The sequence below is a fragment of the Vibrio sp. Makdt genome (assembly GCF_027587015.1).
GTDB classification, from domain to species: Bacteria; Pseudomonadota; Gammaproteobacteria; order Enterobacterales; family Vibrionaceae; genus Vibrio; species Vibrio chagasii_B.
Genome location: NZ_JAPPTH010000004.1, coordinates 192,043 through 218,788 on the forward strand (window position 1 = coordinate 192,043; position 26,746 = coordinate 218,788).

General features: G+C 45.1%; 23 protein-coding genes and 2 tRNA genes. 5 read left to right on the forward strand and 20 right to left on the reverse strand.

Translation table 11 applies throughout. From position 1 onward, the window contains the following. Positions 1-123: 123 nt before the first annotated feature. Positions 124-2,172, forward strand: a complete 2,049-nt coding sequence (locus OH460_RS06700; RefSeq protein WP_269996069.1) for a hypothetical protein — start codon at positions 124-126, stop codon at positions 2,170-2,172. Between the two features lie 97 nt (positions 2,173-2,269). After that, the gene (locus OH460_RS06705) at positions 2,270-2,968 is read left to right on the forward strand and encodes a hypothetical protein (RefSeq protein WP_269996071.1); all 699 of its coding nucleotides are present in this window, start codon (positions 2,270-2,272) and stop codon (positions 2,966-2,968) included. On the opposite strand, the gene OH460_RS06710 is transcribed toward OH460_RS06705, so the two are convergent. The 6 genes from OH460_RS06710 to ubiT all read right to left on the reverse strand — a co-directional run bounded on the left by OH460_RS06710 (position 2,965) and on the right by ubiT (position 7,661). Next, the gene (locus OH460_RS06710) at positions 2,965-3,795 is read right to left on the reverse strand and encodes a LysR family transcriptional regulator (RefSeq protein WP_269996073.1); all 831 of its coding nucleotides are present in this window, start codon (positions 3,793-3,795) and stop codon (positions 2,965-2,967) included. The two genes, OH460_RS06705 and OH460_RS06710, sit on opposite strands and share 4 nt — an antisense overlap. Positions 3,796-3,901: 106 nt before the next feature. Further along, on the reverse strand, positions 3,902-5,482 hold the full coding sequence (prfC, locus tag OH460_RS06715; RefSeq protein ID WP_269996075.1) for a peptide chain release factor 3: 1,581 nt from the start codon (positions 5,480-5,482) through the stop codon (positions 3,902-3,904). Between the two features lie 159 nt (positions 5,483-5,641). Then, positions 5,642-6,097, reverse strand: coding sequence for a ribosomal protein S18-alanine N-acetyltransferase (gene rimI, locus OH460_RS06720; protein WP_269996077.1), 456 nt, complete (start codon positions 6,095-6,097; stop codon positions 5,642-5,644). Then, complete coding sequence (locus tag OH460_RS06725; RefSeq protein ID WP_137407274.1) at positions 6,090-6,488, reverse strand: DNA polymerase III subunit psi; 399 nt, start codon at positions 6,486-6,488, stop codon at positions 6,090-6,092. The genes rimI and OH460_RS06725 overlap by 8 nt, the downstream gene beginning before the upstream one ends. A gap of 158 nt (positions 6,489-6,646) precedes the next feature. Further along, positions 6,647-7,150: a GNAT family N-acetyltransferase gene (locus OH460_RS06730; RefSeq protein WP_269996081.1), complete on the reverse strand. Its 504-nt coding sequence runs from the start codon at positions 7,148-7,150 to the stop codon at positions 6,647-6,649. Then, positions 7,134-7,661: a ubiquinone anaerobic biosynthesis accessory factor UbiT gene (gene ubiT, locus OH460_RS06735; RefSeq protein ID WP_032498359.1), complete on the reverse strand. Its 528-nt coding sequence runs from the start codon at positions 7,659-7,661 to the stop codon at positions 7,134-7,136. Before ubiT ends, OH460_RS06730 begins: the two co-directional genes overlap by 17 nt. 257 nt (positions 7,662-7,918) lie before the next feature. On the opposite strand from ubiT, the gene OH460_RS06740 reads away from it, so the two are divergent. The 3 genes from OH460_RS06740 (at position 7,919) to OH460_RS06750 (ending at position 12,045) form a co-directional block, all read left to right on the forward strand. After that, positions 7,919-9,958 (forward strand): bifunctional diguanylate cyclase/phosphodiesterase, encoded by a 2,040-nt coding sequence (locus OH460_RS06740; protein WP_116871705.1) that lies wholly within the window; start codon positions 7,919-7,921, stop codon positions 9,956-9,958. Positions 9,959-10,134: 176 nt separating this feature from the next. Continuing rightward, a complete protein-coding gene (ubiU, locus tag OH460_RS06745) occupies positions 10,135-11,148 on the forward strand; it encodes a ubiquinone anaerobic biosynthesis protein UbiU (RefSeq protein ID WP_186171214.1) in 1,014 nt (337 codons plus the stop codon). Between the two features lie 18 nt (positions 11,149-11,166). After that, the gene (locus tag OH460_RS06750; protein WP_008218800.1) at positions 11,167-12,045 is read left to right on the forward strand and encodes a U32 family peptidase; all 879 of its coding nucleotides are present in this window, start codon (positions 11,167-11,169) and stop codon (positions 12,043-12,045) included. An 80-nt stretch (positions 12,046-12,125) separates the two neighbouring features. Here OH460_RS06750 and OH460_RS06755 read toward each other — a convergent pair whose 3' ends face one another. From OH460_RS06755 to glmM, 14 genes are all read right to left on the reverse strand, one after another. Beyond that, positions 12,126-13,463 (reverse strand): MATE family efflux transporter, encoded by a 1,338-nt coding sequence (locus OH460_RS06755; protein WP_061032512.1) that lies wholly within the window; start codon positions 13,461-13,463, stop codon positions 12,126-12,128. An 88-nt stretch (positions 13,464-13,551) separates the two neighbouring features. Then, positions 13,552-13,959 (reverse strand): MarR family winged helix-turn-helix transcriptional regulator, encoded by a 408-nt coding sequence (locus OH460_RS06760; protein ID WP_029235552.1) that lies wholly within the window; start codon positions 13,957-13,959, stop codon positions 13,552-13,554. A 153-nt stretch (positions 13,960-14,112) separates the two neighbouring features. Continuing rightward, positions 14,113-15,036, reverse strand: coding sequence for a lipoprotein NlpI (nlpI, locus tag OH460_RS06765; protein ID WP_269996090.1), 924 nt, complete (start codon positions 15,034-15,036; stop codon positions 14,113-14,115). A 124-nt stretch (positions 15,037-15,160) separates the two neighbouring features. Further along, a complete protein-coding gene (pnp, locus tag OH460_RS06770) occupies positions 15,161-17,281 on the reverse strand; it encodes a polyribonucleotide nucleotidyltransferase (protein WP_008218809.1) in 2,121 nt (706 codons plus the stop codon). 355 nt (positions 17,282-17,636) lie between these two features. Continuing rightward, positions 17,637-17,906, reverse strand: a complete 270-nt coding sequence (gene rpsO, locus OH460_RS06775) for a 30S ribosomal protein S15 (RefSeq protein ID WP_004740633.1) — start codon at positions 17,904-17,906, stop codon at positions 17,637-17,639. A 218-nt stretch (positions 17,907-18,124) separates the two neighbouring features. Beyond that, a complete protein-coding gene (gene truB / locus OH460_RS06780; protein ID WP_269996094.1) occupies positions 18,125-19,078 on the reverse strand; it encodes a tRNA pseudouridine(55) synthase TruB in 954 nt (317 codons plus the stop codon). Continuing rightward, the gene (gene rbfA, locus OH460_RS06785) at positions 19,078-19,491 is read right to left on the reverse strand and encodes a 30S ribosome-binding factor RbfA (RefSeq protein WP_269996096.1); all 414 of its coding nucleotides are present in this window, start codon (positions 19,489-19,491) and stop codon (positions 19,078-19,080) included. The genes truB and rbfA overlap by 1 nt, the downstream gene beginning before the upstream one ends. Positions 19,492-19,624: 133 nt before the next feature. Beyond that, a complete protein-coding gene (gene infB / locus OH460_RS06790; protein ID WP_269996097.1) occupies positions 19,625-22,315 on the reverse strand; it encodes a translation initiation factor IF-2 in 2,691 nt (896 codons plus the stop codon). Positions 22,316-22,337: 22 nt separating this feature from the next. Further along, positions 22,338-23,825, reverse strand: a complete 1,488-nt coding sequence (gene nusA, locus OH460_RS06795; protein ID WP_008218818.1) for a transcription termination factor NusA — start codon at positions 23,823-23,825, stop codon at positions 22,338-22,340. A 35-nt stretch (positions 23,826-23,860) separates the two neighbouring features. After that, positions 23,861-24,316 (reverse strand): ribosome maturation factor RimP, encoded by a 456-nt coding sequence (gene rimP / locus OH460_RS06800; protein ID WP_004738265.1) that lies wholly within the window; start codon positions 24,314-24,316, stop codon positions 23,861-23,863. A gap of 234 nt (positions 24,317-24,550) precedes the next feature. Next, positions 24,551-24,627: transfer RNA gene (locus OH460_RS06805), tRNA-Met, on the reverse strand. Between the two features lie 53 nt (positions 24,628-24,680). Then, a tRNA-Leu gene (locus OH460_RS06810) sits at positions 24,681-24,765 on the reverse strand. A 16-nt stretch (positions 24,766-24,781) separates the two neighbouring features. Further along, positions 24,782-25,114 (reverse strand): preprotein translocase subunit SecG, encoded by a 333-nt coding sequence (gene secG / locus OH460_RS06815; RefSeq protein WP_105057553.1) that lies wholly within the window; start codon positions 25,112-25,114, stop codon positions 24,782-24,784. 279 nt (positions 25,115-25,393) lie between these two features. Further along, positions 25,394-26,734, reverse strand: coding sequence for a phosphoglucosamine mutase (gene glmM, locus OH460_RS06820; RefSeq protein WP_116871702.1), 1,341 nt, complete (start codon positions 26,732-26,734; stop codon positions 25,394-25,396). Positions 26,735-26,746: the final 12 nt, after the last annotated feature.

Here is a 26,746-nt window from a genome sequence, read left to right on the forward strand (position 1 = left end):
CTAATTTATACATCAACACTAGCTAGCTATATTGTTGAAAACCTCATAAGAACAAATAATAGCCGCACTTGCCAAGGAGGCACCGATAGCAAGACGCCTAATTAAACGACGAGATCCTACATTATGAAAGCATCACTCTTAGCCATTTCAATTTCTAGCGTGTTAGTTGCACCAGCTTTTGCTACTGCTCCTCAAGTCAACGTAGAGCTAGCAAACCAACAAACACTTCAACTTATTGACGGGCAGATGAACGCTATTGATGCTTCTGTTCAGTATAAATTAAACGAACAATATGCCAATGCTACTCCAGGCACGACAGCTACAGTCGATGACGTAACTTACGAAAAACAATCTAACGGTACTTGGGCTGCAGTTGGTGCCGCTTCTGCTGCATTGGTTGCTGGGTTGCTTTCAAGTAGTTCGAGTACGTCTTCTGGTACTGACGAAGCTATTCCTTCATTACCTGTATACATTACCCCAGACAATGACCTCCCTGAATACGGCGAAGGTGATTGGGGGCAAAATGCAGTAGCTGTTATTGGCGACCAAGTTATCGTTAACGGCGAAACGGTCGGCACTATTTCTAAAGTAAACAACGGTTATGTCATTACTGGTAATGATGGGCAAGTAATGTCTGGCATTCAAATGGGTGACACTGAGTACTACGTTATCAGTAATGGTGGTGAGCTCTCTCTAGTTCATATCGCTGAAAACGGCATGGCTCAAATCATCTCTGGCGACCGTGTTGCTGATGCTATCAAGTCTGCTGACTTAGGTTGGGGTAAACCAGGCACACCAGACAATGAACTCCCTGAATACGGCGAAGGTGACTGGGGGCAAAATGCAGTAGCTGTTATTGGCGACCAAGTTATCGTTAACGGCGAAACGGTCGGCACTATTTCTAAAGTAAACAACGGTTATGTCATTACTGGTAATGATGGGCAAGTAATGTCTGGCATTCAAATGGGTGACACTGAGTACTACGTTATCAGTAATGGTGGTGAGCTCTCTCTAGTTCATATCGCTGAAAACGGCATGGCTCAAATCATCTCTGGCGACCGTGTTGCTGATGCTATCAAGTCTGCTGACTTAGGTTGGGGTAAACCAGGCACACCAGACAATGAACTCCCTGAATACGGCGAAGGTGACTGGGGGCAAAATGCAGTAGCTGTTATTGGCGACCAAGTTATCGTTAACGGCGAAACGGTCGGCACTATTTCTAAAGTAAACAACGGTTATGTCATTACTGGTAATGATGGGCAAGTAATGTCTGGCATTCAAATGGGTGACACTGAGTACTACGTTATCAGTAATGGTGGTGAGCTCTCTCTAGTTCATATCGCTGAAAACGGCATGGCTCAAATCATCTCTGGCGACCGTGTTGCTGATGCTATCAAGTCTGCTGACTTAGGTTGGGGTAAACCAGGCACACCAGACAATGAACTCCCTGAATACGGCGAAGGTGACTGGGGGCAAAATGCAGTAGCTGTTATTGGCGACCAAGTTATCGTTAACGGCGAAACGGTCGGCACTATTTCTAAAGTAAACAACGGTTATGTCATTACTGGTAATGATGGGCAAGTAATGTCTGGCATTCAAATGGGTGACACTGAGTACTACGTTATCAGTAATGGTGGTGAGCTCTCTCTAGTTCATATCGCTGAAAACGGCATGGCTCAAATCATCTCTGGCGACCGTGTTGCTGATGCTATCAAGTCTGCTGACTTAGGTTGGGGTAAACCAGGCACACCAGACAATGAACTGCCAAGCATCGATGGTGGTATGGAAAACAATCACTACCAAGTATCTGGTGTTCGTGAAGAAGAACAAGGTCACTACGGATACTTCTCTGTTAACGGTGAAGAAGTTGCTTACCTTGAATACAGCGATGGTCAGTTGGTTGTGAATGCTTACGACTCAAACGTAGCAAAACAATATGATGTAAGAGTCATTGATACAGAAAATAACGGTAGCAAACTGGTTCTAATTGGTGGAGATAACACTACCGAAGGCCAATTAGTTCACATTAACCCAGAAGGAGTTGTTACACCTATCGATGCTGAAAAAGCTAAGTCTAGATTGCAATCTATTGACCGAAGCAAACTTCAATCTATCGACCCTGCTAAGCTACAGAAAGCGAAGTCAGCAATTCAACAACGTTTACGCGGCTAAAATTTAACCTGAGTTGAACCCGCTCACCCGATAATAGTGAACGCTATTATCGGGTGTTTTTACTCACTAGCTAAGGAAAGCGATTCGGAACTAAAATATGAAACGCCTTCTATTAATACTTGCTTCCACCTTCCCTTTTCATTCATCAGCAAGTGACACCCTTGTTGAATCTATTGAGCGTTTTACCGATATCTTTGGTATTAGCTTTTCCAAAGTCGATGATTCCACAGTAGCAACGCTCGATACTAACTATAGAATGACGGATGACTTTCGCGTCTTTGGCGATATTGATACCGACTTAAACTGGGAAGTTGGAGTCGGCTATTCATTCTGGCAGGGGAATACTTACTATACCGAAAATACATTTAAAGCGAGTGAAAACAAACTCACCACAGGGATCTTTGCGGCTAAATTACTGCATCAAGATTGGACGCTGATCGGTGATATTAATTACAACTACAAATTCGAACAAGAGCAATGCTATGACTTCCGCAACCTAACCTGTACTCCATCAGACTCTATAGAATACAGTGCAGGCTTAATGTGGAGCCCTATAAAATATGCTGATCTCTTGCTTAAATACAACCAAGAGATTGGGGTAAAGAATAACGAGTACTATCTAGATATCCCAGCGACTGGAAATAGAATCAGCCAATCAGATAAAACAAACCTCCAGTATTATGAGCTGGTCACTTTTATTAACATTAAATATCTAAAGCCCTCTATAACGTACTCATACTTCCCAGAAAACACTGATAATAACTATGTGGAATTCGGTCTAGCCTTCGATTTCTAGCTTTTTAGTAGCTGTTTAAGCTTCTCTCGTAACTCTTGGTGTTGCCCATTAGTTTGATACTTTTTGTGGTAAACAAACTCAAACTCCACCGGACGCATTGAGAATGGAGGCTCGTGAATTTGTAAACCGATTGTTTTAGCGAAATGGACCATGCTAACCGGGATAGCTGCAATATAGTTGGTCCCTTTTACTGCTAAGATTAAGTTCGTTAGGTTTCGAACTTCAATCGCCACATCACGAATAAAGCTCTTTTCAGAAAGGAAGTCGACAATTTGAATATCTTGTCGCAGTAGCTTCAAGGTTACATGCCGTGCTGCAAGAAACTCTTCCATGGAAATTCGTTCACCAAATTTACTCACTTCAGGGTCACTCATAAGAATAATCCTGTCAGTAGTCGCAAATTCAGACTCTAGACTCGCCTGCTTTGGTAAACCAGTATCCACAACTAGGTCGACCCGATTCAATCGAATATCTTCAATTATATGATCGACAGATATGGGGGATTCAACTAATTGAACGCCATTGAGCATAGGAAGTTTATGGAAAAGGTTAACAGGGATGTAAACCGTAAAGTCTCGCTTCCTAGATACAGCACCTTCCATCAACTCTAACGCACTTGACAGTTGGCCTGCTAATTTGTGAGCCATCGAGGTTGGTTCTATTGAGCGACCCACTCTGACAAATAACGCATAGCCTACCACCGCTTCAAACCTTTTGATTGCAGCGCTAACGGCTGGCTGGGTTAGCTCTAATGATTCAGCCGCTTTAGTTATCGATCTTTGCTGATATACAGAGAGGAATGGCTTTACTAAGTTAAGGTCAAACACGCTTTACTCCATCAAAACGGTGTACTCTTAGTGTAACAAAAAAGCCGAATGCTGGAAGCAATTCGGCTTTAATATTATCCAACAGTGTTATGTAGAACTGTCGCTATTAGTGCTCGCGCGTAGCTCGGAATTGAACTTCAGGGAAACGTTCAGAAGCTAGGTTCAAGTTCACCATAGTTGGTGCGATGTAAGACAGGTTGTCACCGCCATCTAGCGCTAGGTTAGATTGGTTCTTACGTTTGAATTCTTCTAGTTTCTTAGCGTCATCACATTCAACCCAACGAGCTGTTGCAACGTTAACACCTTCATAGATAGCTTCTACGTTGTATTCCGCTTTCAAGCGCGCTACAACCACGTCGAACTGAAGTACACCAACCGCACCAACGATCAGGTCGTTGTTCTGCATAGGGCGGAATACTTGCACTGCGCCCTCTTCTGAAAGCTGAACCAAACCTTTTAGAAGTTGCTTCTGCTTCAGAGGATCACGTAGACGAATACGGCGGAATAGCTCAGGCGCAAAGTTTGGAATACCAGAGAACTTCAGGTTCTCACCTTGAGTAAAGGTATCACCAATCTGAATTGTGCCGTGGTTGTGTAGACCGATAATGTCACCTGCATACGCTTTTTCAGCACGTGCACGGTCACCCGCCATGAAAGTTACCGCATCAGAAATACTAACGTTCTTACCGGTACGAACGTGGTTCATCTTCATACCTTGGCTGTAAGTACCAGATACGATACGCATGAAAGCGATACGGTCACGGTGTTTAGGGTCCATGTTTGCTTGGATCTTAAATACGAAACCAGAGAACTTCTCTTCTGTCGCAACAACATCACGCTCATTAGCTTGACGAGTTTGCGGTGCCGGAGCCCACTTCGTTAGGCCATCAAGCATGTGGTCAACACCAAAGTTACCAAGTGCAGTACCGAAGTAAACAGGCGTTAGCTCACCAGCAAGAAACAGGTCGTGATCAAACTCAGGACAAGCACCAATAACAAGCTCTAGCTCTTCACGTACGCTTTCCGCTAAATCAGCACCTACCGCTTCATCTAGATCTGGGTTATCTAAACCTTTGATGATACGAACTTCTTGGATCTCGTGGCCGTGGCCAGATTCGTACAAGATCGTTTCGTCACGGTGAATATGGTAAACACCTTTAAACTCTTTACCACAACCGATTGGCCATGAAATTGGAGCACAAGCCATACCTAGCTCGCTTTCTACTTCATCAAGCACTTCCATTGGGTCACGAACGTCACGGTCAAGTTTGTTCATAAACGTTACGATTGGTGTATCACGTAGACGCGTTACTTCCATCAGTTTACGAGTACGATCCTCGACACCTTTCGCAGCATCGATAACCATCAAACAAGAGTCAACCGCCGTTAATGTACGGTACGTATCTTCCGAGAAATCTTCGTGTCCTGGAGTATCTAGTAGGTTTACTAGGCAATCATTGTATGGGAATTGCATTACCGACGTAGTTACCGAGATACCACGTTCTTTTTCCATCTCCATCCAGTCAGATTTAGCGTGCTGGTTAGAGCCACGGCCTTTTACGGTACCCGCTTTCTGAATCGCGTTTCCGAATAAAAGAACTTTTTCAGTAATCGTGGTTTTACCCGCATCCGGGTGAGAGATAATTGCAAACGTTCTACGTTTGCTCACTTCTTGTTGGAAAGACATAGTCGCCCTTTGCTGATCTAAAGCGTAAAAAGGGCAAGTAGATAATACTTGCCCTTGAATTCTGTGTGCGGATTATACAGAAAGCGTGTCACTTTCTAAAGGGTCAGTTTGCACCCTATTTGCCACTTATTCTCTGCTTAGCGAAAAGCGACAAGATGACTAGCCAAAAGACATAAAAAGATAGCTCATAATGATGGCGTCTTCTTGTCCTTGCTTGGTTGGGTAATAGTTACGACGGCGGTCCACCTCATTAAAGCCAACCTTTTCGTAAAGATTAAACGCGTTCACATTACTTTCGCGAACCTCTAACCACGCGCTTTCTGCGTCAGCTTGTTCACACATATCTAGGAAGTGCTCAGTCAGCGCTTTACCGTAGCCTTTGCCTTGTTGGCTTGGATCCACAGCAATATTTAATAGCGTTACTTCACCAACGATATTCTGCGCGAAGAAGTAGCCGACGACTCGCCCATCGACTTCAAGAACATGATGACAAGCGCCTCGGCTATCGAGATCTCGGATCATATTTTCTGACCATGGATGAGAGTGCGCAGCCTGTTCTATCTGCCAAATAGCGTCTAGATGATGTGATGAAGTCGGTAAAAATTGATTAGTCATATGCACAAATTTGTTGCCATAAGTCTCGGCGATGTTGGTTATTGCCATTGATGTCGGACAACAATGGGGATTGCAGTGTTTTAGCTTTAATCTCTTGAGTCGATTCACAACCTGCAAACCACACCCATTCAACATCACCAAGTTCGATAGAGGTTAGGTGTTGAGGCTGAATATGTAGTGCCTGAGATAAATCAAGCTTGATACTTTTCAGCACACGCTCAAACATCACTGCGAGCTCGCCCTGAGGTTTTTCAGGCGAAACCAACAGTAACTTGCAATCGCTCGCTAGCGGAGTCAGTTTTGATTCATAACCCGCCAAACGTTCTGGATGACTAAGCTCCCATTGGCTTATGCCCATCTCTTGCAGGTACTGTGCGTGTGTTTGTGACATATCTAGGGTTATAACCTTAGGTTGGTGGTCGGCGGTTTGTTTGAACGAACTTCAAAACCGCTTATGAGAGTTGGGCTGATACTAACAAAAAATAAAGGAGCATCAAGCTCCTTTATTTAGACTAAATCAGTTTGCATCATATTGCGTGAGAAGTAGCCTTATAACTCATTGAATTCTGAGCTGTAAGCCACTTCACCAGCATGCCCAGTAAGTGCACCTTCAACCAACTCAATGGCTTGAAAAGCACCTTCAGGTACATCCCAAGCGCAACTCAAACCAAATTCGCTCGCGGCTTTGAAACCAAAACGACCGTAGTACGCAGGATCGCCAAGCACGACACAGGCTGGGTAACCAAAATCAACCAAAGTAGAGAAAGCATCTTCAACCAGTGCCTTGGCAATACCTTGATTGCGAAACTCTTCTTTCACTGCAAGCGGAGCAAGCCCTTGCCAGTTATGATCGTCACCATGCAGCGTGATCGGGCTAAACATCAGGTGCCCAACAACCTCGCCTTCATCAGAACAAGCCACCAGCGACAGCGTTAAATGACTATTCTCACGCAAGCTCATAACCAGGTTGGCTTCTGCATCCGTTTCAAAAACAGATTTCAATAAACGATCAATGACAAGTATATCTGCCGGTGCTTCAGTTCGAATAAGCATTCATTACCTCACTTTGTGTATCCGGGGATTGTACTCCCTTCTGCACAAAATCAGCTAATTGATTTAACAAAGTTTTCAAGGGAGTTGGCAATAAGTCTAAATCTACGCTGTCCATCAAGTTTTTGACCTCTAAACCAAGCTCTGTATCGCCCTCTATAGACAGTCTACGCTGGAAGAAAAGCGTATCAGGGTCTTCTTTACGACCGGCAATCAGTACAAGATCATTGAGATTCCCGCTAAAGCTTACATCTTCAGCAACCTCTTTATCTGCTACAACCAGTTGCTCATTTTGGTAGCTAATACACCAACTTAACCCCATATCCTTTATCGAGACTTTAAGCCATTTATCTTCTAGGAACTCAAAGTCACCGTCTTCTAGCGCCTCTTTGAATACGTTCTTAAGCCCCTCTAACAAGGCTCTTTTTTGTACTGTTTTAGGCAATAACTGGACTGGAGATCGCAAAATTGATGCGGCATTTTGAACTAGTTGAGTGCGAATCTTGTTTATCACGTGACTTATCCGTAACTTTGTCAATAATATGGAATGCATCATAGATGATGTTAAGATCTCAGTTACTGTTATGTATCAAATTAACTTCTGTTTGATGCCCGACCTTTAATATCCTGAAAATCACAGTTATAGTAATTCAGGTAATGAGAATTACAGCGGATCGCTGCACTCACAGGTAAATATCGATAACCACACAAAAGTAATAACTATTTATCGATTGTGAATAATCAAGCTCTTGGAGAATTGGTAGTACTTTGATGCCTCCCCAGCAACTACAACATTGGTTTACCCAGCTAACTGCAAACAGCCCTTTCTTTTTTGCAGTGCTTGATGCTCAACATAACTACTTTATGGTGAATGAGCGTTATTGCGATATTGCTGGTTTGAGCCAAGCTGAACTTGCAGGCATGAACGACCGCCAAACCTTAGGCGAACAATTCTATCAACACCTAAAGCCTTACTACGAACGTGCATTCAACGGCGAAACCATTGAAGCCGAAGTCACCCTCAACGAAACAGACCTTGATACTAGCCTCCACTTCAGCTTGTCTCCACTGACCAATGGTAAGAATACGGATTACATCGTCTTCCACGCCTTCGATACGTCAGAAAATCAAGTACTGGTTCGCTCTTTAGAAGAATCCGAAGCAAAATTCCATAAGCTCTCTCAACTGCTACCCGACGGGCTACTACTGGTTGAAAACGACTACATTTTGTCGTCTAACCCAGCTGCTGCACGCCTGCTTGGTTTTAACTCCACCACCGAATTGATTGGTGAAGAGTTAGGACGCTTATTTATCGATGAACAAACCAAAACAGTCTTCAATAACAGCCTCAGCTCTATTATTTCTGAGTCTGGTTTGGTTTGCTTAACGGGTGCCCGATGCGGCTTCGAACGTAAAGTTCAACTGCACATAGACTCAACCGCTATTCTTGGAAGCAGCACCCAACTGGTACTCATTCAAGACGCTCAAGAGACAACCAAACAATACACCCCAGCCAATAGTGAAGATGCCTACATAGACGCGCTGACTAAACTCTACAATCGAGTCGGTTTTACCAAGCGCCTAGAGCAATTCATTCACAACGATACACCGGTTGTCATGATGTACTTAGATATTGATAACTTTAAAAATATCAATGACTCGCTAGGGCATCATATTGGCGATAAAGTGATCAAAGAAGTGGCTTCACGCCTTAAACGATTACTGCCTCGTCAAGCGGTGGTCGGCCATTTAGGCGGCGATGAATTTGGTATCATTCTGCCAGAACCGGAACACCCTAGAACCGCAGAAACACTAGCAGAAAAGATCATTTCACTGATCAATCAGCCTTTTGACCTTCACCATTTTAGTAAGCGCCTAGCTTGCTCGATTGGTAGCGTACGCTTTCCTCAAGACGGCACCGATGCGCGTATCTTGCTGCAAAATGCCGATACCGCGATGTATGAAGCCAAAGATCGTGGTCGTAACCGCTTAATTAAGTTCAACGAGCAGATGAACAAAGAAGCACGCATGCGACTGTGGCTTGAGATAGAGCTTCAGAAGGCGCTGCAACAAAACGGACTCGAGGTTTGGTATCAACCAAAAGTAAACGCCCGTGACTTCACCATCAATGGCGCAGAAGCTCTAGTTCGTTGGAAACACCCTGTTGAAGGCTATATCAGCCCAGCCGCGTTTATCCCAGTAGCAGAGCGGGCTGGCCTTATTGAACAACTTGGCCGTGTAGTCATGCGTGAAGTCTTTGCGACCGTTAAGCGTTGGAAGATGCAAGGGATTCTACCTGGTCGTGTGGCAATCAACCTTTCTCCAGAACAGTTTGGTAACCCTAAGCTGATTGATTACATGGAGAAGTTACTACGCTCGACAGAGCTAGACCCAAGTGCGATTACGTTTGAGCTCACTGAAAGCGCCGTGATGAGTGATAGTGAACACACCGTGCAGATGCTTAACGCAATTAAAAAGCTCGGCTTCGCTCTATCGATTGATGATTTCGGTACCGGTTACTCTTCTCTGTCTTACCTTGCTCGGTTCCCGATTGATGAGCTTAAAATAGACCGTGCTTTCATCTCAGATATCGATACCCTACCAAAACAGATCACCGTGATTGAAAACATCATCAACCTAGGTAAATCTCTCGATTTAACTGTGGTTGCAGAAGGTGTCGAAACAAGTGAACAAGCAACGCTATTGTCGAATCTAAACTGCAGCTCGATTCAAGGTTTCCACTTCTATCGCCCACAACCAAAACAAGATGTTGAAGAGCTGTTCGCTCAAAACCGCCGCCATAAGAACTAATTAGACGATTCGACCACGCACTTCAAAGCCACAGCAACATACAAAACGACCATTCGTCAGTACCCCAAACGGAGTAAAAGCAGATTTATCCATCTAAACCTGCCTTACATCAATTCCGTCATTCACAATTCTTCATAAAATGCCCGCTTCAACTTAATTTTACTGGTAGTGAGCAAATGGAACTCTTATGCCCAGCGGGTAACTTACCTGCTTTGAAAACCGCCATTGATTGCGGTGCGGATGCTGTCTATATCGGATTCAAAGACGATACCAATGCCCGACACTTTGCAGGCCTAAACTTTGCGGGTAAAAAGCTCGATCGTGCTGTGCAGTATGTGCATGACCACAACAAGAAAATTCATGTTGCTTTAAATACATTTGCTCACCCAAATGGCTTCGAGCGTTGGACTAACGCCGTGGACAACGCAGCAGCTTTAGGTGTTGATGCACTGATCATCGCTGACATCGCTGTACTTGAGTACGCTGCAAACAAATATCCAGATCTAGAACTGCACCTATCAGTTCAAGCTTCTGCAACCAATGCCGCTGCGATCGACTTCTACCACAAAAACTTCAACGTAAAACGTGTCGTACTGCCGCGCGTTTTATCAATTCATCAGGTTAAACAGCTTTCTCGTAACATCACTTCTGACGTTGACCTTGAAGTATTCGCTTTCGGTAGTTTGTGCATCATGGCGGAAGGCCGTTGCTACCTCTCTTCATACATGACGGGCGAATCACCAAATACAGTGGGTGCTTGCTCTCCGGCGAAATACGTTCGCTGGCAAGAAACAGAATCGGGCCTAGAGTCTCGCTTGAACGAGATCCTTATCGATAAGTATGAAGCAGGTGAGAACGCTGGCTACCCAACACTGTGTAAAGGCCGCTTTGAAGCGGATATCGATGGTGAACGCAAGCGTTATCATGCACTCGAAGAGCCTACTAGCCTTAACACACTATCAATGCTTCCAGAGTTGTTCGCCGCGAATGTTGCTTCAGTGAAGATTGAAGGTCGTCAACGTAGCCCGGCTTATGTAGAACAAGTGACTCGTACTTGGCGTGCAGCCATCGACCGCTACTTAGCGAACCCTGAACAATACCAAGTTGAACAAGCTTGGAATGCGACACTGGCGAATGTATCGGAAGGTACACAAACCACGCTTGGCGCTTACCATCGCAAATGGCAATAGAGCCAAATGGAGAACTCAATGAAATACGCATTAGGCCCTCTACTTTATTTCTGGCCAAAACAAGACGTTGAAAGCTTCTATGAGCAAGCAAAATCAAGCTCTGCAGACATCATCTACCTAGGTGAAGCCGTGTGTTCAAAGCGTCGAGAGATGAAAGCGAAACACTGGATGGACATCGCTAAAGAGCTGTCCGCTTCAGGTAAGCAAGTGGTATTGTCGACCATGGCATTGCTCGAAGCGCCGAGCGAAGTCAACATCATGAAGAAGTACATTGATAACGGTGACTTTGCGATTGAAGCCAATGATGTGTCTGCTATTCAGCTTGCAAGCGAAAGTAAAGTGCCTTTCGTGGTTGGCCCTGCGGTAAACACTTACAATGCACGCACGCTGAACCTATTCTTAAAGCAAGGTATGACGCGCTGGTGTATGCCAGTCGAGCTTTCTCGTGAATGGCTGAGCAATGTGATGACGCAGTGTGAAGAGCTCAATATTCGCAACAAGTTTGAAGTCGAAGTGTTCAGCCACGGTTACTTGCCTCTTGCTTATTCAGCACGCTGCTTTACGGCTCGCGCAGAAAATAAAGCCAAAGACGATTGTGAGACCTGCTGTATCAAGTACCCAACAGGCCTTCAAGTTGAGAGCCAAGAGGGTCAGTCTGTCTTCAACCTTAACGGCATCCAGACTCAATCAGGCTACTGCTACAACTTGGTGAATGACTTACCAAACATGCATGACTTAGTGGATGTGGTTCGTTTAAGCCCACTTGGCGTTGATACCTTCTCTGAAATCAATAACTTCAGAGCCAACGAACAGGGCCAAAACCCAATGAAGATTGAGAGCCGCCAGTGTAATGGCTATTGGCATCAGCTTGCAGGTTTAGACGTTAAAAACATCTAGCCTCAACGATTGAGCCGAATAACAAATAAAAAAGGTCTAGCATTTGCTAGACCTTTTTAGTTCGTCTCAAGAAAAGCGACCTATGCCGTTGCGGTTTCCATCGGCGAGGCGTCGAGCTTCTTTACGTCTTTGTAGAGCATCACCATAACCACTACGCTCAGCGCGATATTAGACAATGGATACGCAATCCAGATCCCCGGCACGCCATATAGCTTAGGCATAATGTACAGGAACGGCAGTTGAATCAGCATGTTACCTATCGTCACAAACATCGCTTTGCTGCCCTTGTTCACCGCCTGGTAGTAAGCCCCCGCAACCACCAAGAAGCCATCAAGCGCCAATGCAAACATGTGCAGTCTAATACCCAATACGGTGTACTCAACTAACTGGGGTTCGTCCGAGTTAAACACTGAAACAAACTCACGCGGGAATACGTTCAATAGCAACACAAACGCGACACCAATCAAGACAGAACTCGACATCGCAATCTTAAGCAACTTGCGAATATTCGCTTGGTTACGTGCGCCATGGTTGTAGCTCACCAATGGTTGCATACCGTTAGCAATACCTTCCGCAGTGAGGTAATAAACCGTCACGATGTAGCCCAAAATAGCGTAAGCACCAATCATCAACTGGTCGCCATATTGAGAGAACAAAGCGTTGTGCAATGCCACCATCATTGAGCCATAAGCGTACATAAAGAAGCTTGATGTACCGATCGCGAAGATCTGTGGGATTACCGCAAGCTTCAATCTCAATTCACTCCAACGTAAACGCAGGTTTGCACGGCGTGAGAAGAAGTAAGCGAGACCCAAAGCCGTTACCACAAACTGAGCAATCGCCGTAGCCAATGCCGCGCCCATCAACTCCCATCCAAATAAAGCGATAAGCACGTAATCCAGAACGATATTAATAACCGCACCAATAATCATCAGGATTGTGGCTAAGTTCGGGCTATCGTCGTTACGCAGTAGAAACGGCATTGCGATAGAACCCAAGGTAAATACACTGGCGCCAATCAAGATGTGTAAGTACTGCAAGCCAAGCTCATACACTCGCCCTTCAGCGCCCTGCCAAAGCAAAAAGTTATCGGCAAACAGATACAGCAATACAGAAACAATTGGTGTTATGGCTAACAACAAGGTTAAACCCGTGGCTAAGATCTGCTTGGCACCTTGGGTGTCTTTTTCACCTTGACGAATCGATACCAGCGCACCAGTACCGACACCCACCAGCATACCTAGGCCAAGAATCGAACCGATCACCGGCCACGCGACGTTGATACCCGCCAGCCCATCAGCGCCGACATAACGACCGATAAAGATGCCATCTACCACTTGGTAGAGGCCATTAACCAGCATCGCTGCTACCGTTGGGATTGTGTATCGCCAAAATTGACGACTAATTGAGTTACTCATCTCTTACTCTACTTTCATTGTGAGTTACATATCAGTGGGATATGACTCGATAAATTAGTTAATAAGGCTAACTAAATATCTAAATTAATTACTTCAACGCTTTGTCTAATAACTGGTTCAATTGCGTAGACTCTTGCTCAGACAAACGACTTTCCAGTATTTGTGCCATCACATGATAGATCTTGCTCTCTTCTTCTAAACCTAGCTCTGCTTTGTGCGTCAGTACTACGAGTTTAGATCTCGCGTCTTCCAATGAAGCCTTACGCTCGACCAGACCTTTTCTCTCAAGCCTTTGAACCATAGTGGTCGCTGAAGGCTTAGTCACTTGCATTTCAATAGCAAGATCGGTCAATCGAATCGGCTCAGGAGAGGCCTGAATCACCTTCAAGTAATCATATTCATTGAAGCTCAACTGGCAGATAGGATCTTCATTTACCTGTGTCCGCCATACTTTCGAGGCGAAACGTTCTATCTTCTCTAAATTCTGGTTCAGCATACTCACCCAATCAAAGAATGGCATTTAGTTAGCAAGACTAACTATTTTAATCTTGTTTAAATAAAAAGCAATCCAAAACGAGACAAAGACCATAAAAAATAGGCGCAAAAAAGCCGCTGACTGGCAGCGGCTTTGATAGTAAAAATAATCTATTTAGCGAGCATCAGCTTCTTGCTCTGCTTCAGCTAGCTTAGCTTGAGCGAGGTGCTCTGCTTTTAGCGTGGTGAAAATACGGCTCAACTCTAAGAAAGAGTAACGATGCTCTACGTATTCGAATACGTTAAAAGAGACCGACAACTTATACAAAGAGATCGCATTCGCGTAGTCACCGTTCATGTGGTAACGCTTAGCCAGATAGAAATATGTCTCAGTTAAACGCTGTGCCAGCAACGTGTTATCACGAGTACCGGTTAAGATCGCTTTGAATGCCTGCTCTTCAGTGATGTCATCGAGCATGATAGCGACTAATACCCAGCCCCACTGCTCGTCATGATTCTCATAACGTTTTTGCAGGTCAAGCTTAGCTTGCTCAGGCGTTAGCTCATGCTGAATGATGTATAACCAAAGCGCGCGGAATGGATCGCTCGGATCATCGGCGTAGTGCTTCATCATTTCTTCATTGGCTAAGTCGTAACGCTCACCATAATAGAGTGCGATAGCGCGGTTTCTCTCAGCATATGAATTCGTAGGATCAAGCTCGAGCGTAGAGTCGAAAGATTCATAAGCCGCATCAAACTCCCCTACTTGCGTGAAGTAGACGCCCAAAAGGTTGAAGATATCAGGCTGAGCAGGATTCAATGAAAGAGACTGATTGAAGTCTAAACGCGCTAAATCCCTTAGACCGACACTGTCGTAGTAGTTGCCACGTTCAAACAGCATCTTAGCTCTAACTTCATCATTCAGATCTGGGCGCTGCAGTAGCTGACTCAAACGTGCAATCTGAACTTCTTGCTGAACGCTTGGTTGCAATGGCACAGCCATAGGCGGGTAAACCCAACTTGAGGCGTTATCTGATGTTGTTGCACAACCAGTTAGTACAAGCAGTAAACACATACTCGCGGTTTGAAACCATTTCACAAATAATTACTCCTGTTATGACCGCAATTAAAAAGGGGAGCGATATGCTCCCCTTTATAACATGCTTTGTTGACGATAGGTTAAAAATCACTAAAAAGCGATATCACTATCGACACACTGAGAATTACTCAGCAGCAGGTGCTTCGCCTTCAGCCGGCGTTTCAACTGCTTCTTTCATGCTTAGACGTACACGGCCTTGACGGTCAATCTCAAGAACCTTAACAGGAACTTCTTGACCTTCAGTTAGGTAGTCAGACACTTTCTCAACGCGCTTGTCAGCGATTTGAGAGATGTGTACTAGACCATCTTTACCTGGAAGGATAGTTACGAATGCACCGAAGTCAGCTAGGCGAGCAACTTTACCTTGGTAAATGCGGCCAACTTCAACTTCAGCTGTGATCTCTTCGATACGACGGATAGCTTCTTTAGCAGCAGCGCCTTCAGTAGCAGCAATCTTGATTGTGCCGTCGTCTTCGATTTCGATCGTAGTACCAGTTTCTTCACAAAGAGCACGGATAACTGCGCCGCCTTTACCGATAACATCTTTGATCTTATCAGAGCTGATTTTCATTGTGTGGATACGTGGAGCGAATTCAGAGATATCTTCACGAGCACCAGAGATAGCTTCATCCATTACAGAAAGGATGTGCTTACGTGCACCTTGCGCTTGGTTAAGAGCAATTTGCATGATCTCTTTAGTGATACCTTCGATCTTGATGTCCATTTGAAGTGCAGTGATACCGTCGTTAGTACCTGCTACTTTAAAGTCCATGTCACCTAGGTGGTCTTCGTCACCAAGGATGTCAGAAAGAACTACGAAGTCATCGCCTTCTTTAACAAGACCCATTGCGATGCCCGCAACAGAAGACTTGATTGGAACACCTGCGTCCATAAGCGCTAGAGATGTACCACATACAGAAGCCATTGAAGAAGAACCGTTAGATTCAGTGATTTCCGATACAACACGAACTGTGTATGGGAACTCATCAACAGAAGGCATTACTGCAGCGATACCACGCTTAGCTAGCTTACCGTGGCCGATTTCACGACGCTTAGGAGAACCTACAAAACCAGTTTCGCCAACACAGTATGGAGGGAAGTTGTAGTGTAGTAGGAAGTTATCTTTACGCTCGCCTGTTAGCTCATCGATGATTTGAGCGTCACGCTGTGTACCAAGCGTAGCAGTAACGATAGCTTGAGTTTCACCACGAGTGAATAGAGAAGAACCGTGAGTACGTGGAAGAACGCCAGTGCGAACGTCTAGTGCACGAACCATGTCTTTTTCACGGCCATCGATACGTGGGTTACCAGCGATGATGCTGCGACGTACCACTGTTTTCTCTAGGTCGTGGAAGATAGAGTGAACTTCTTTTAGGTTTACTTCTTCGTCTTCAGATACTAGTACTTCGTTAACTTCAGCCGCGATCTCGTGGATACGGTCGTAACGAGTCATTTTCTCTGTGATTTGGTAAGCTTCAACTAGCTTCGCTTCTGCTAGCTCAGCGATGCGAGTGTTAAGCGCTGTGTTCTCTTCTGGAGCAACCCAATCCCATGCAGGAGTAGCAACTTCAGCTGCGAATTCGTTGATCGCGTTGATAACAACTTGTTGTTGATCGTGACCAAATACTACCGCTGATAGCATCTCTTCTTCTGTTAGGTTGTCTGCTTCAGACTCAACCATTAGAACCGCACCAGCAGTACCAGAAACAACAAGGTCAAGCTTAGACGTTTCTAGCTCAGTGTTGCTTGGGTTAAGTACTAGTTGACCGTCGATGTGACCAACACGTGCTGCACCGATAGGACCGTTGAACGGGATACCAGAGATAGCGAGTGCTGCAGAAGTACCGATCATTGTTACCATGTCAGGCTGAACGTCTGGGTTTACAGACATTACTGTAGCGATAACTTGAACTTCGTTCTTGAATGCATCTGGGAAAAGAGGACGAATTGGACGGTCGATTAGACGAGCCGTTAGTGTTTCGCCTTCTGATGGACGACCTTCACGCTTGAAGAAGCCACCTGGGATTTTACCAGCAGCGTATGTACGCTCTTGGTAGTTAACCGTTAGAGGGAAAAAGTCTTGACCTTGTACCGCTTCTTTTTTACCAACAACAGATACGAATACTGAAGTATCGTCCATTGTTACCATAACTGCTGCAGTAGCTTGACGAGCAATAACGCCAGTTTCTAGAGTAACTGTGTGGTTACCGTACTGAAACGTTTTTACAACTGGTTTCTCAAACATTGTATTTCCTTTATCTAAAGATTGTTCTTTAGAGTCAGTAAGTTGAAACCCAAAAATCACCAATCGCGACTAGTCGAAGCAGACGGATTTTATGAGCTGTATCGAAAAAATACAGCGTACATCCACTTTGAATAGTCGCGACCTATTGGCCGACATCTGTGACTGTAACTTCTGGGTCGTATAATACCTATACAGTTAGCTGTACAGGCGAGGCATAGTATAAACTATTTTTATATACAGGGATATTTTCGTACTGAAAAAGCTCCGTGAAATAGCTCAAACTCTGTCTTTCAGGCACAAAAAAAGGAGCAATAAATGCTCCTTTTTCTTCAAACAGTCTTTGCAGACATCGCTATTAGCGACGTAGGCCTAGGCGCTTGATTAGGTCTTGGTAACGAGAAAGGTCTTTACCTTTCAAGTAGTCAAGAAGCTTACGACGGCTAGAAACCATACGTAGAAGACCACGACGGCTGTGGTGATCGCCTTTGTGAGCTTTGAAGTGACCTTGTAGGTGGTTGATAGAAGCAGTAAGTAGTGCTACTTGTACTTCTGGTGAACCTGTGTCGCCTTCAGAGCGCGCGTATTCTGCAACGATTGCTGCTTTAGTTTCTGCATTCAGAGACATAATTCTCTCCTGATAAGAGTAGTTTAATATTTGTAGCAGCCAATCTCTGATTCAGCCGCTACGCGAGCCGAGGATTATAGGGAAGTTTGTCATTTGGTGCAATAACAATCGATGGCCTTAGAAACGAAAAAAGCGAAGCGCTTAAATTAAGCGTTCGCTTTCTACTTTATTGATTCGCTTTTCAAGGCTAAACACCAATACCTAACTCGGTTTCAGCGTTACGCTTGTGGCTCTTCATCTCTGAAAACAACCAAACGTTTCGGTGCAACTCGGCCATCGTCCGCAATCTGAGCAACGCCAACAAACAGCTTCTCTTCGCCGCTTGTCATGCGAACCGTACCTTCCGTTGGCGCACCGGCAACCTGAACAGGCATACCGTGCTGAACCAAATCTGTCAGTTCTGCATTGAGGTTTACTTCTGGTAAATCTTCAACGGCAGTATCCATTGGCATTAGTAACGGATCAAGCAACTCTTTAGGTGCAATCTCTTGCTCCTGTGCTTGCTCTAAGATCTCGTTAAGCTGCTCCAATGTTACCATGCGATCGTAAGGGTATTTCGCAACACCAGTACGACGAAGCATGGTCACGTGAGCACCACACCCTAGCATTTCGCCAAGGTCATCCGTGATCGTGCGGATGTAAGTGCCTTTCGAACAGTGTACTTCCATCTCAACCTCATCGCCTTCAAAGCGAAGCAGATCAATCGAGTAGACAGTGATCTTACGTGATTCACGTGGGACTTCGATACCAGCACGAGCGTACTCGTACAATGGCTTGCCTTGGTACTTCAATGCAGAGAACATCGATGGTACTTGGTCTGTTTCGCCTTTGAAGCTTTCAATGCAACGCTCAAGTTGCTCTTGAGTCACATTCACTTCACGAGTTTCAACCACTTCACCATCTGAATCCGAAGTGTTGGTACGCTCACCAAGCTTAGCGATCACAACGTAGCGTTTGTCAGAATCTAGAAGAAACTGAGAGAACTTCGTAGCTTCACCAAGACAGATTGGCAGCATGCCGGTCGCAAGAGGATCCAGTGCACCTGTGTGCCCTGCCTTCTCTGCAAAGTAAATACGCTTTACTTTTTGCAGTGCATCATTAGATGAAATGCCCGTTGGCTTATCTAACAGAATTACCCCATTAATAGGGCGACCTTTACGACGGCGAGCCATTACTCTTCGCCCTTAGACTGATTTTCGTCAGTGCGGCCTGCAGCTTCTTGTTTACGCTTGTCGTCATTCAGAACTTCACTTACGAGGTTAGACATACGCATACCTTCTACTAGTGTGTTGTCGTAAGTAAAACGAACTTCTGGTGTTAGGCGGTGACGAATACGCTTGCCTAGCGCCATACGGATTGGCACTTCATGCTCTTTAAGAGCAGCAAGGCATGATTCAGGTGTTTGCTCACCAATACATAGGAAAGTAACGAATACTTTTGCGTACGCAAGGTCACGAGACACTTCTACGTCTGAGATCGTTACCATACCGATACGTGAATCACGAACTTCACGTTGTAGGATAAGAGCAAGCTCTTTTTGAAGCTGCTGAGACACACGTTGTGTGCGGCTAAATTCTTTTGACATTTTCTTTTCTCACTTAGAAAGATGGGGGGCTTGGTAATTACCAGCCCCCCATGGTGTATTCAACAACCGATTACTTCTTACCTTTACTAGTAATGTTAGTAACCTTAGTCAATATGTCGAGTCGTACAGACGATTAGTCTAGAGTACGTTTAACCTCAACGATTTCGAATACTTCGATCTGGTCACCAACGCGTACGTCGTTGTAGTTCTTAACGCCGATACCACACTCGTAACCATTCTTAACTTCTTGAACGTCGTCTTTGAAGCGACGAAGTGACTCAAGTTCACCTTCGTAGATAACAACGTTGTCGCGTAGTACGCGGATTGGGTTGTTACGCTTAATTACGCCTTCAGTAACCATAGAACCAGCGATCGCGCCAAGTTTAGGTGACTTAAATACGTCACGTACTTCAGCAAGACCAATGATCTCTTGTTTGAATTCAGGAGCAAGCATACCGCCCATTGCCTGTTTCACTTCGTCGATCAGTTGGTAAATGATTGAGTAGTAACGTAGATCTAGGTTTTCGTTCTGAACCGTGTTACGCGCAGTTGCATCAGCACGAACGTTGAAACCAAGGATGATAGCGTTAGAAGCTGCTGCAAGTGTTGCATCAGTTTCAGTAATACCACCAACACCAGAACCTACGATGTTCACTTTAACTTCGTCAGTTGATAGTTTCAGTAGAGAGTCAGCAATTGCTTCTACAGAACCTTGAACGTCAGCTTTAAGTACTACGTTCAGTTCAGCAACTTCACCAGCAGCCATGTTAGAGAACATGTTCTCTAGTTTCGCTTTCTGTTGACGAGCTAGTTTCACTTCACGGAATTTACCTTGACGGTAGTTCGCAACTTCACGAGCTTTACGCTCATCACGTACTACTGTTGCTTCATCACCTGAAGCTGGTACACCAGAAAGACCTAGGATCTCTACTGGGATAGAAGGACCTGCTGTCACTACTTCTTTACCGTTTTCATCGCGCATTGCACGAACACGGCCGTACTCTTGACCACAAAGAACGATGTCGCCTTTGTTTAGAGTACCAGACTGAACTAGGACTGTTGCAACTGGACCACGACCTTTATCAAGACGAGATTCAACAACAACGCCAGATGCCATGCCTTCTTTAACTGCAGTCAGTTCAAGAACTTCAGATTGAAGAAGGATTGCTTCTAGAAGACCATCGATGTTTGTACCCTGTTTAGCAGAGATGTGAACGAACATGTTCTCACCGCCCCATTCCTCAGGGATTACGTCGTATTGAGCTAGCTCATTCTTAACGTTGTCTGGGTTTGCACCCTCTTTATCGATCTTGTTCACAGCAACAATCAGAGGAACGCCTGCCGCTTTCGCGTGCTGGATCGCTTCGATTGTTTGTGGCATTACGCCATCGTCTGCTGCTACTACTAGTACAACGATATCTGTCGCTTGAGCACCACGTGCACGCATAGCAGTAAACGCTGCGTGTCCAGGAGTATCAAGGAAAGTGATCATGCCGTTGTCAGTATCTACGTGGTAAGCACCGATGTGCTGCGTGATACCGCCAGCTTCGCCAGAAGCAACGTGTGCTTTACGAATGTAGTCAAGTGTCGATGTTTTACCGTGGTCAACGTGACCCATGATAGTAACAACTGGAGCACGACCTTCAGCGATAGCATCGTTATCACGGTCTGCTAGTACTGCTTCTTCAAGTTCGTTTTCTTTACGTAGGATTACCTTGTGACCCATTTCTTCAGCAACAAGTTGTGCTGTTTCTTGGTCGATCACTTGGTTGATAGTCGCCATAGCGCCCATCTTCATCATTACTTTGATAACTTCAGTTGCTTTAACTGACATTTTGCTAGCCAGTTCAGATACAACGATAGTTTCGCCGATAGCAACGTCAGATTTAGCAACAGTTGCTGACTTATCGAAGCCTTGCTGCATTGAAGTTGGTTTAGCAAGCTTACCTTTAGCACCACGACCACGTTGGTTGCGACCACCACGGTTGTTGCCTGGTTGGTTAGCTGGAGCCGCTTTCTTCTTACGACGACGAGGCGCTTTTTCTTCTTTCTGGTCAGCTGCATCTTCAGCTTCACGAGCGTAAGTAGAAGTTGTCACGTGGTAGTCCGCAGACTTCTCTTGTTCTTTCTTCTTCTGCTCTTCTTCAGACCAGCGCGCTTCGTTCTCTTCAGCTAGCTTACGAGCTTCTTCAACTAGCTTCGCCGCTTCAGCTTCAGCTTTACGCTGTGCTTCTAGCTCTTGACGAGCTTTTAGTTCATCCGCTTCTTTTTTCGCTTGTGCGTTAGCGTCTGCATTTTTTGAATTCATGTCTTTTTTAGCCTTTTCAGCTTGGGCGCGTTGAGCTTTTTCTTCAGCATCACGTTTTGCATCCGCTTCACGTTTTGCTTTCTCATCAGCTTCGCGCTGTGCTTTCTCTGCAGCTTCACGTTTCGCAAGCTCTTCAGCTTCTTGACGTGCTTTCTCTTCCGCTTCACGCTTAGCTGCTTCCTCAGCTTCACGTTTCGCTTCATCTTCAATAGCGCTGCGCTTCACGTAAGTACGCTTTTTACGTACCTCTACTTGAACATCCTTACTCTTACCGCCTCCAGCGGCAACACTTAGCGTGCTGCGGGTCTTGCGTTGAAGAGTTAAACGAGTCGGCTCTGCTTCACCAGAAGTATCGCCATGCTCCTTTTTAAGGTGCGTTAGCAATGTTTGCTTCTCTGAATCAGTTACTTGATCCGACCCTGATTTCTTCATGCCTGCATCAGCAAGTTGTTCAATTAAGCGGTCAACTGGCGTACCAATCTCTTCACTCAGTGCTTTAACTGTTAATTGTGTCATACCGCTTTCTCTCCTTGCTGAATTATTCTTCGTCGCCGAACCAACAGATGTTACGTGCAGCCATAATTAGCTCGCCCGCACGTTCTGCAGTTAGGTCTTCAATGCCTTCTAGTTCATCAACGCCTTGGTCAGCTAGGTCTTCCAATGTTGCCACGCCTTTTGCTGCAAGTTTGTAAGCCATTTCACGCTCTAGGCCTTCAAGTGCTAGCAAGTCTTCAGCAGGTTCAACACCGTCAAACGTCTCTTCTTTCGCAAGTGCTAGAGTCGTTAGTGCATCTTTTGCTCGGTTACGTAGTTCTTCAACGATACCTTCGTCTAGGCCATCAACTTCAAGAAGTTCGTTTACTGGTACGTAAGCCACTTCTTCTAGCGTAGAGAAGCCTTCTTCAACAAGTAGCTGAGCAAAGTCTTCTTCGATGTCTAGGTGCTTCATGAAGTTTTCAATCGAAGCAACCGCTTCTTCTTGGTGTTTCTTCTGAAGGTCTTCAACCGTCATTACGTTCAGTTCCCAACCAGTCAGTTGAGATGCTAGACGTACGTTTTGACCGCTACGGCCGATAGCTTGCGCTAGGTTGTCCGCTTCAACAGCGATGTCCATTGAGTGAGCATCTTCATCAACGATGATAGAAGCAACATCAGCTGGAGCCATTGCATTGATTACGAACTGAGCTGGGTTATCGTCCCAAAGAACGATATCGATACGCTCGCCGCCAAGCTCGCCAGATACAGCTTGTACACGTGCACCACGCATACCAACACACGCGCCCACTGGGTCAATGCGCTTGTCGTTTGTTTTCACAGCGATTTTAGCACGAGAACCTGCGTCACGTGCAGCACCTTTAAGTTCAATTAGCTCTTCGCCAATCTCAGGTACTTCAACACGGAATAGCTCAGCTAGCATTTCAGGCTTAGAGCGAGTAATGAATAGCTGGAAGCCACGAGCTTCTGGTTTAACTGCATATAGAAGACCACGTACACGGTCGCCTGGACGGAAGTTTTCACGAGGAAGTTGGTCATCACGTAGGATTACCGCTTCAGCGTTGTTACCTAGGTCTAGGATGATCGTGTCACGGTTTACTTTCTTAACCACACCAGTAACTAGCTCACCTTCGTTGTCGATGAACTGTTCAACGATTTGAGCACGCTCAGCTTCACGTACTTTTTGTACGATAACTTGCTTCGCAGTTTGAGTGGTAATACGGTCAAACGTTACTGACTCGATGTCATCTTCAATGAAACCGCCAAGTTCGATCTCTGGATCGTCGTACTTAGCAGCTTCAAGAGAAATCTCTTTTGTTGGGTTTTCAACAACTTCAACAGCTTCCCAGCGACGGAAAGTTTCGAAATCACCTGTTTTACGGTCGATTTCAACACGAACTTCAATTTCTAGTTCGCTTTTCTTTTTTGTTGCCGTTGCAAGCGCGATTTCAAGCGCTTCAAAAATACGCTCACGAGGAACTGCTTTCTCATTAGAAACAGCTTCTACTACCGCCAAAATTTCTTTGTTCATTAATCTAGCCTCTTAAGCTCTTCTCTCTAGGAGAACTAAAATTTAGGGATCAGGTTCGCTTTCGCAATATTGCTTAGGACGAATTCTTCTTCTTGTCCTTCAACCAATACTTTTACTGTCTCGCCTTCAATAGATTGGATATCACCTTTCCATTTACGACGGTTGCCGACAGCCATTTTCAAAACGATGCTTACCTCGTGACCAATAAATTGTTGGTAATGCTCTGCTTTGAACAGTGGTCTCTCTAAACCTGGTGAAGACACTTCAAGGTTATAAGCCACTGAAATTGGATCTTCAACATCCATTACGGCACTTACTTGGTGACTAACTTCAGCGCAGTCGTCTACATTGATGCCGTTTGGAGAATCGATGTAAATACGTAGCGTTGAGTGCTCACCAGCACGAATAAATTCTAATCCAACTAACTCATAACCTGATGCTGCTACTGGAGCGTCAAGCATTTCAGTAAGTTGTCTTTCTAAACCAGTCATTTAACCACTCCAGAAACAAAAAAAGGGCTCAAAGCCCAATTTAAATTCCAAGCAAACATTATCTAAACGCATTTACAAATGCTTAGATAACAAAAAACCCCGTATAAGCCGGGGTTTTTATTGCTGGACCCTTATATGCTAAGTGCCATCACATTCGATATCGCACTTAACTCACAGTGAGGTTCACACTGTGCAAACTTGCTACCAATCAAGACTAAATATAGCACTTAAAATTGGTTGCGGGAGCCGGATTTGAACCGACGACCTTCGGGTTATGAGCCCGACGAGCTACCAAGCTGCTCCATCCCGCGTCCGACTTGCGAGCATTATACGCCCAACAAGATGTTTTACAAGTTTGTAAACATGGTGCCGAGAGAGGGACTCGAACCCTCACACCCTAAGGCACTAGCACCTCATGCTAGCGTGTCTACCAATTTCACCATCTCGGCATCAAATCTTTACAGATTATTGTGGAATCTCGTCGCCTTGCGCCGGAACTTCACTCACTGCATCTTCAGCTTGTTGGATTACCTGACCTTGAGTCGGGTCCATCCATTGTGACTCAGTTTTATGTGTAGACATATTACCAAGCACTAAGCTAAGGATAAAAAATGTAGTTGCAAAAATTGCAGTCATTCGGGTTAGGAAATTTCCTGAGCCACTAGCACCAAACACAGTGTTTGAAGCGCCAGCACCGAAAGAGGCTCCCATATCTGCGCCTTTACCTTGTTGAATCAACACTAGGCCAATTACACCAAGCGCTGCCAACAGGTAAATCACAAGTAGAACTGTAAACATTTTTCCACCTATGTTCCTAATTGTTGAGCCAGCGCCGTTCAAAAAAGTTATTTTCAAGAACAAGGCTAGCGACCTCCTAACTGAAGGCCGAGCAATACTAGCGAATGCGACGATGGCTGACAAGGAGAATTTGCTAAAAAATAAGCCTTTACCAAGTGAACGGTTAAAAAAAGGCCAAAAGCGACACAAAACTCATTTATGCCCCTTTTGACCACTCTATAACTCAACCGTTTTTACGTAGAGGCACTCTTGATGGTACCTGCTGAGTAAAGCACTAAATTAGCAGTTTGCTTTTACTGCATCTGCAATCTTAAGTGCTGATGATTGAACCAGTTCAGCATCTTCACCTTCAACCATTACGCGTAATAGTGGCTCTGTACCAGACTTACGAAGTAGTACACGACCCTTCTCGCCAAGCTCAGCTTCAACTTCTACTACAGCTGCTTTCACTGCGTCTGCTTCCAGTGGGTTTGAATCACCACTGAAACGAACGTTTTCTAGGACTTGCGGGTATAGCGTCATGCCCTGAGAAAGCTCATTCAATGTCATCTCACTGCCAACAACTGAAGCAAGAACTTGCAATGCTGCAACGATAGCATCACCAGTAGTCACTTTATCTAGCAGAATAACGTGACCTGAGTTTTCAGCACCGATCTTCCAACCTTTTGCTAGCAGTTGTTCCATTACGTAACGGTCACCAACTGCAGCGCGTACAAATGGAATACCTAGCTGCTTAAGGCCGTTTTCCATACCTAGGTTGGTCATCAGCGTACCAACAACACCACCTTTCAACTCACCACGACGCAATGCATCGCGAGCAATGATGTAAGCAATTTGGTCACCATCAACCTTGTTACCTAGTTCATCAACCATGATGATACGGTCACCGTCACCATCAAAGCCAAGGCCTAGTGCTGCTTTCTCTTCTAGCACTTTCGCCTGTAGAGCACGAACATCCGTCGCACCCACTTCGTGGTTAATGTTGGTACCGTTTGGTTCAACACCAATAGCAACTACCTCAGCACCTAGCTCTTTGAATACTGCTGGAGCAATGTGGTAAGTCGCGCCGTGAGCACAATCGACAACAATCTTCATGCCAGCAAGCGTCATTTGATTCGGGAACGTGCTCTTACAGAATTCAATGTAACGACCTGCAGCATCGTTTAGACGAACCGCTTTACCAAGCTCAGAAGAATCAACACACTCAATGTCTTTATCAAGCTCAGCTTCAATCGCCAATTCGATATCGTCCGGAAGCTTTGTACCTTCAGAAGAGAAGAATTTAATACCGTTATCGTAGTAAGGGTTGTGTGAAGCCGAGATTACGATACCCGCTTCAGCACGGAATGTTTGTGTTAGGTAAGCAACAGCAGGTGTTGGCATTGGACCTGTGAACGTAGCCTGAAGGCCTGCAGCCGCAAGACCAGCTTCTAACGCAGACTCCAACATGTAACCAGAGATACGCGTATCTTTGCCGATAATAACTTTCTTTGTGCCTTGCTTCGCAAGTACACGACCAGCAGCCCAGCCAAGCTTCAGAACAAAATCAGGTGTGATCGGGTACTGGCCTACTTTGCCACGCACACCATCTGTGCCGAAATAACGTCTTTTATCAGACATAGTGATTTTCCT